The 6,000-nt window shown below is 32.5% G+C and carries 5 protein-coding genes; 2 read left to right on the forward strand and 3 right to left on the reverse strand.

The window, feature by feature from the left end; genetic code table 11:
* Window positions 1–74 precede the first annotated feature (74 nt).
* On the reverse strand, window positions 75–1,412 hold the full coding sequence (locus DN408_RS20160; protein WP_078179038.1) for an erythromycin esterase family protein: 1,338 nt from the start codon (window positions 1,410–1,412) through the stop codon (window positions 75–77).
* A 360-nt stretch (window positions 1,413–1,772) separates the two neighbouring features.
* On the opposite strand from DN408_RS20160, the gene DN408_RS20165 reads away from it, so the two are divergent.
* Window positions 1,773–2,654, forward strand: coding sequence for a CPBP family intramembrane glutamic endopeptidase (locus tag DN408_RS20165; RefSeq protein WP_147740322.1), 882 nt, complete (start codon window positions 1,773–1,775; stop codon window positions 2,652–2,654).
* A gap of 743 nt (window positions 2,655–3,397) precedes the next feature.
* Here DN408_RS20165 and DN408_RS32545 read toward each other — a convergent pair.
* Together DN408_RS32545 and DN408_RS31525 are read right to left on the reverse strand one after the other, a co-directional pair.
* Complete coding sequence (locus tag DN408_RS32545) at window positions 3,398–3,574, reverse strand: SpaA isopeptide-forming pilin-related protein (protein WP_157835323.1); 177 nt, start codon at window positions 3,572–3,574, stop codon at window positions 3,398–3,400.
* A 127-nt stretch (window positions 3,575–3,701) separates the two neighbouring features.
* Window positions 3,702–3,845: a hypothetical protein gene (locus DN408_RS31525; protein WP_000132592.1), complete on the reverse strand. Its 144-nt coding sequence runs from the start codon at window positions 3,843–3,845 to the stop codon at window positions 3,702–3,704.
* 481 nt (window positions 3,846–4,326) lie between these two features.
* Here DN408_RS31525 and DN408_RS20180 point away from each other — a divergent pair, with 481 nt between their 5' ends.
* Complete coding sequence (locus DN408_RS20180) at window positions 4,327–5,556, forward strand: helix-turn-helix domain-containing protein (RefSeq protein WP_002017151.1); 1,230 nt, start codon at window positions 4,327–4,329, stop codon at window positions 5,554–5,556.
* The last annotated feature ends 444 nt before the right edge of the window (window positions 5,557–6,000 follow it).

A 6,000-nucleotide genomic window follows, 5' to 3' on the forward strand; every position in this document is an offset into this window, starting at 1 on the left:
AAAAAGATGCTTATATTAATCTCCATAAAACAATCCCGTTCTTGCAGATGCAAGAACGGGATTGTTTTGTACTTTTATTTAATATGAGATGGACTTGTTTTTCGAATGTGAAAAATAATATCAAATTGCTCACGCAATGAAGTATCAAAGTATAACGAACCGTTCGGGAGGAGTTGTCCCCCAATACTCAGTAATGGCCTTTTTTCTCTAACCCATTTATCTGCTTGCCCTTTAAGGTGACGGTTATCTAACAAAAACATTTGATACGGGACTTTTCCAAGGGTATAATTGAAACTATTTACATCTTGTGGAATAGTATCCGTTGCAATCTTACCTCCGGTGGAAGGATTATATTCGCTGTATAATGTGAATGTCCCCTCCATAGTTGTACTACCAATTGTGACATAATTATTCTCTAAACGTTCCTTCAAAAACTGCCCCGCAGCATAAGGATATAATTTCTCATCGATAATTCCTTTAGCTATATGAATATTGTGTCCCCATACCATAGTTTTACCACCCAATGTCTCTTGTGCCCACATTGCTTGATCGGCCATGTATTGCTCATGTAGCTTTATCATACTTGGATAGTCATTAGGAAGCAGCATTGTGGTGAATTTCTCTATTGCATTCGCTGTTGCTTTTACCCAGATATACTCGGATGAAACTATTTCTGTGTTTGCCTGCCCATTATCATCTTTAAGTAATTGGGCTACTTTCTCAGCGTTTGCCTTGAACTTTTTTTTCATTTCAGGAGCAAGCGTCATGTATTCCTGTACACTTCCAGTGAAAGATGACAGTTCTTTATAATTTTCTTCTACTTCTGCCAGCAAATCTGGTCGATGCAGCTTTACGTAATCAATTACTTTATTAAAGACACTTTGGTCCAGCGTCTTTAAGTCTAGTCCAATAAATTGGATCTTTTTTTTATTGGAAGGATTAGCATTATAATCCTTCATCCATTCAATCATGGCAATAATTTCATCAGTAGGATATAACAAGTTTAAAAATTCCCTAGGGTTTCCTTTTCCTGTTTGGATATATTCATTTAGTTTTAAGCCGTTTCCCCAATCTTCTTCCATTCCAAAATTCGTAAAACCCATCTCAGTAACCAAATATTTCACAAGGCGAAATTTCATGGTGAAAATTTCAGAGCTTCCATGAGTATTCTCTCCTAATCCTACATATTGTGCACTCCCAATCATTTTCTTAAGTGGTTTTAAATCCTCAAATGATTTTGACGGTTCTATCGTTTTTAATGGGTAAGCCTGTGATTGTATTGATTTAACTATATTTTTTTGGATTGATTGACCTGAATTTTCGACTGCTACTGTTTGAGCGTTTCCTACTTCTCCACATCCTGTGACTAATAAAGCTGTACTAACCATTGCAATTATTCTTTTCTTATTCATTTTTTTCCACCTCAATTGAATTGTTTTTAAAAGCGAGATTGATTCATGTACTTGCACGAATCAATTGCCTTAATTCAATTGTTATCTATCCCATATCATATTTTCTAGTTACATATTGTCATAAGGTTAATTGACACAGGTCATTGGCTAATCATTACACTTTTGTACTATCGGCTATGACAACTTATAAATAATAATTACATTGATGAGTCGCAAGTAAGACTAGATTATAAATTTGAGAGGGGTTTTAAAGATGGATTAATCTATATGCCAAAATATTTTCATTCTAAGTTGAATTTGTTGAAATGACAGGAAGTCGGTTCGATAAACAAATTAATAAAAGGGGAAGGGCGGATTACAATGATATTACATGCAGAATCATGCCGCAATAAAGATAAAGTCCAACGTGCAAAAAGAGGACTTCGACTCTTTTTAACTATCTTGTTCATTACTTCTATTATTCTAAATTTAGTAGTAATGATTACTAAAAGTATACCGCTTATTGTGGTATATATGTTTACCCCAGCATTTTCTTCTATTTTGACTCGCATAATACTGAAAGAAGGGTTTAAAGATGTATCTTTTAGTCTCGGTAACTTAAAGATATGGAAGGGAATTGGTCTTGCTCTGCTAATACCTATGATTATTTGTGGAATTACTTATTCTATCGCCTGGTTGAGCGGAATTGCGAAGTTTCAGCATCCCGAAGGTGGTATGTTAGAACCAATCTACAATATACTTGGACTTCAGTATCTATCGGCACCATTCAGTTTCATTTATCTAGTAATATTGAGCGGCATTTTAGGAAGTTTGCTTAACTTAATCCCAGTTTTAGGAGAAGAAATGGGCTGGCGAGGTTATATGCTCACAAGGCTAGTCGATGCAGAGTTTTCAAGGCCCATCCTTATTAGTGGATTGATTTGGGCAACGTGGCATGTTCCAATTGTTATTGCTGGTCTATATGTAGAGGGACCATCTGTCTTTCTTTCAGTACTTGGCATCTATTTTTGTATTGTACCATTCAGTTATATTACAGCTTATTTACGACTTATCACAGGTAGCATTTGGCCTTCGGTTATCATCCATACTACTTGGAATGCCATTATTCAAGGACCTTTCGCACGTGCAAGTACAGGATATCAAACTGAGATTTGGATTGGAGAATCTGGATTGATAACCGCCCTTATTATCTTGATTACGGCAATAATTGTGTCTCGGATAATAAGATTTACTAAATATTGATTTTTTACATAAATTTTAAAAAAATGATTGTGAATCAGAAAAACGGACTCTCAGATTGCTTTTTAAGGGTTTTTAGTGGTCATGTGAATGTCATACGTATCGATAAGGATTAAATTCCACACGATTAAAAACAGGGTGTTTAAACAATATTTTGTTTTTATTCGTAATTTTAAATCTGAAATACTGAAGCCAATGTAATACAATTTCATTGGCTTCAGTATTTTGATTCTTAACTAAAAATAGAGTGGGAAATTAAGGGTGTCATATATATTAATTAAAAGTAGCATACAAAGAATGCTTAAGTGACATTTCTTTTGTTATAGAATAAACAAATCCTGATATTGCAGTAACTATTATTTTGAGGTCAATTTACAGTGAAATAAGTGTCTAATGTCTACTATTACTTTGGATTTATGTTACTGCACCTCTTAATTAGAGGTGTTGTTTTTGTTAATTAATAGCCATTGTACTTAGAAAATAAATAATATGTTTATGTGATGGAGTAATAAAGCTAGGTAGCATAAAGACTGATACTACAAAGATTAACAACATATAAAAAAATTATTTATATGTTGTGTCACCGCTGCTATTCCTAATAATTTTGGAATCTATTTATTTCTTCCGCTTTTGCGGAAACTAAAACTAATGTTGCGACCAGTAATATAGTGCCAATTAGATAAAAATAGTTGGACCTATATCGTCAGTATTTTTAATATTCCATTCGCTTTTTGTGTTTTCTATTTTTATTTTTGTACTGATGATAAGACCTTTCCCTCAATTAGATCTTTAAATAACGTAGACCTATTTGGTGCTTGAATTTCTTCCAACGTGAATTTTCCGAAGCATAGTGGTTCAGAAATAGCTTTATCATTTTCATCTGCTGTTAAATTTTCGACTTCTTTATTATCTTTGTCAAAAATTTGGAATACAGCAGTTTATCAGTTTTATATTCGAATTTGCAGCATCCACTTTTTTAATCTCAGTTTGTCCAAGTGATTGAATTTTTGGCTGTTAGTTCTTACGGTGATACAGTATCTCCTTGGACTTTCACTGTATTTTTAATCTTTTTTCCAGCTTGTCCCTCGCATGGAGTACCATTGTATGCCACTCTGTATGTGTCACATCCCAAAATTCTTCGTTTTCTTTTCCTACATTAAATTTACTTTTGTCTGTATCGAATGTATCTGTCACTGTTTAGCCTACTATTTGTAATGTACCTGGGGCATATTCTAGTTCGTCTGGCAATGTATCCGCAAAGGCTAGATTTTTCGCAGGATTAGCAAGAAGCTATTACTTACTAGAGTTGTATACTCCAATCATCCCTTGTTTCTGTATTTTGTAGGTTCTTCACTGTTTTCTCAAGTTCTATGATTAGATCTTGGAGAATTAAGAAACGACCCCCGCTCATTTCATTGTCGTTTAAAAACTTATAAGAAAAGAATCTATTTCTTTCACACTTTTCCTAACTTCTCCGATATGTAGATGCTAATTACAAATAAATAATATATGATTTTCATAAAAAAAATATAGTAATATTTTGTCGTGAATTGTACTATTTTGATATTTTATAGTAATATTTTGTCGTGAGTTATACCTGACGGAAAAAAATTTAGGAATTTATACAGTAACGATGTAAAAATTTATCATTTAATCTAATTAAGAGGAGAAGGTAATGAATAATTCTATCGATATACAACACTTGTGTGATCTCGCACATAAAGTCTTTAATGTACCTGTTCACATTTTATCCACAGACAAAAAAATCTTATATCATTCTACTTCTGATGATATTTGTAGTCCTTTTTATTCTTCTAAAGAAGAACATCTTAGTGACATTTATCAAGAAAATGATCCCAATAACTTGCCACTTTTCAGATGTAACAGTTATCTTGAAAATTTCGTCCTAATTCATATAGCAAATCATGATTACATAAAAGGGACTATTATAATCGGTCCCACTATACATCCAAAGGGCTCAGATGATATAACCTTTAAACTTCGGAAAGAATTTAACTTAAATAATAATATTCAAGAAAGACTAGCCTATTATCAGTGCCTACCTGAGATTAAAAAAACTACTTTAATTGATATGGGAGTTTTATTACATTACATGATTTTCAATGAAAAGTTAGATGTAGATATTGTTTTAGAAAAAAATAAAGTGCTAGAGGAAGTTCCCTATAAAATTGTGAAACCTGATCTATATATTTTAAAACGCCAACAAAATAAACCTAAAACTCACAACATGGCATTAGTACATAATTATTTTTCAGCAATCAAAGAAGGAGATAAAAAGAAGTTATTGCAATATATGTATGCAGTTTCGCAGGAAGATACTGAATTAATTTTAACAGCGGATCCACTCAGAAACCAAAAAAACCATGGGATTATTGCGATTACTTTAGCTACTCGATATGCGATAGAAGGTAATCTCCCACCAGACATTGCTTTTGCTCTTAGTATTTTGTATATCCAAACCATGGAACAACTAGATAACGTGGACTCTGTAAGGCGATTGTCGGGAGATGCTTTACGTACTTTTGCAGATCGGGTGAAAGAATTCAATGCGCAAAAATTTTCAAATGCGGTTACTACATGTATGAACCATATTAGTAAAAATGTTTACGATGGAATATCTCTCAATGAACTCGCTAATCATTTGGATATTACGCCTACTTATTTATCTAAATTATTTAAAAAAGAAGTGGGAATTCCTTTAAGTGAATTTATTCAAAGGGAACGAGTGGAAGAAGCAAAAAAATTATTAACACTCACTACATATCCATTATCAGATATTTGTGCTTGGCTTAATTTTAACGACCAAAGTTATTTTACAAGGGTTTTCAAAAAATCAACTAACATGACCCCTAGACAGTATCGTGAAAAATATACCGTAATATAAGCTTAGTATCAGTTTCTTGTGCAAAAACTTTAATATATGCCCAAGTAACTCTAAAACTTGAGCATACTGTTTCTTTTACTCTAGAAAGGGTATGTGATTGATCTAGAAAAGGAATATGTATTCAAATAGATCTTGAAGAGTCCATGAAACATATAGCCAAGCTAAAGGACAATGGAAAGATTTATACCATGTTGTTAATTTTAAAGAGTACACTAACCATCATTTTTCTAAGGAAACAAAAAACAGAAGGCTGCAAAGGTTCTTTTCGAGAAAGCTTTGCGGCTTTTTAAAATTTTAAAACCTATAGTAATAACGATGGATAAGTTTATAGATTAATATCTTCATGTTAAGTATTTATTAATGGTGATATTAGGGGCTATTACATAAAATTTAACAAAATAACATATATCACTTGATATATCTATATTATATGCAATTATACAT

This window comes from Bacillus sp. AR13-1, from assembly GCF_008042285.1.
Lineage (GTDB): Bacteria > Bacillota > Bacilli > Bacillales > Bacillaceae_G > Bacillus_A > Bacillus_A mycoides.

Excerpts from the sequence above, each read along its gene's own strand:
- DN408_RS20160 (WP_078179038.1), bottom strand. The coding sequence starts at position 1,412 with ATGAATAAGAAAAGAATAATTGCAATGGTTAGTACAGCTTTATTAGTC.
- DN408_RS20180 (WP_002017151.1), top strand. The coding sequence starts at position 4,327 with ATGAATAATTCTATCGATATACAACACTTGTGTGATCTCGCACATAAA.
- DN408_RS20165 (WP_147740322.1), top strand. The coding sequence starts at position 1,773 with ATGATATTACATGCAGAATCATGCCGCAATAAAGATAAAGTCCAACGT.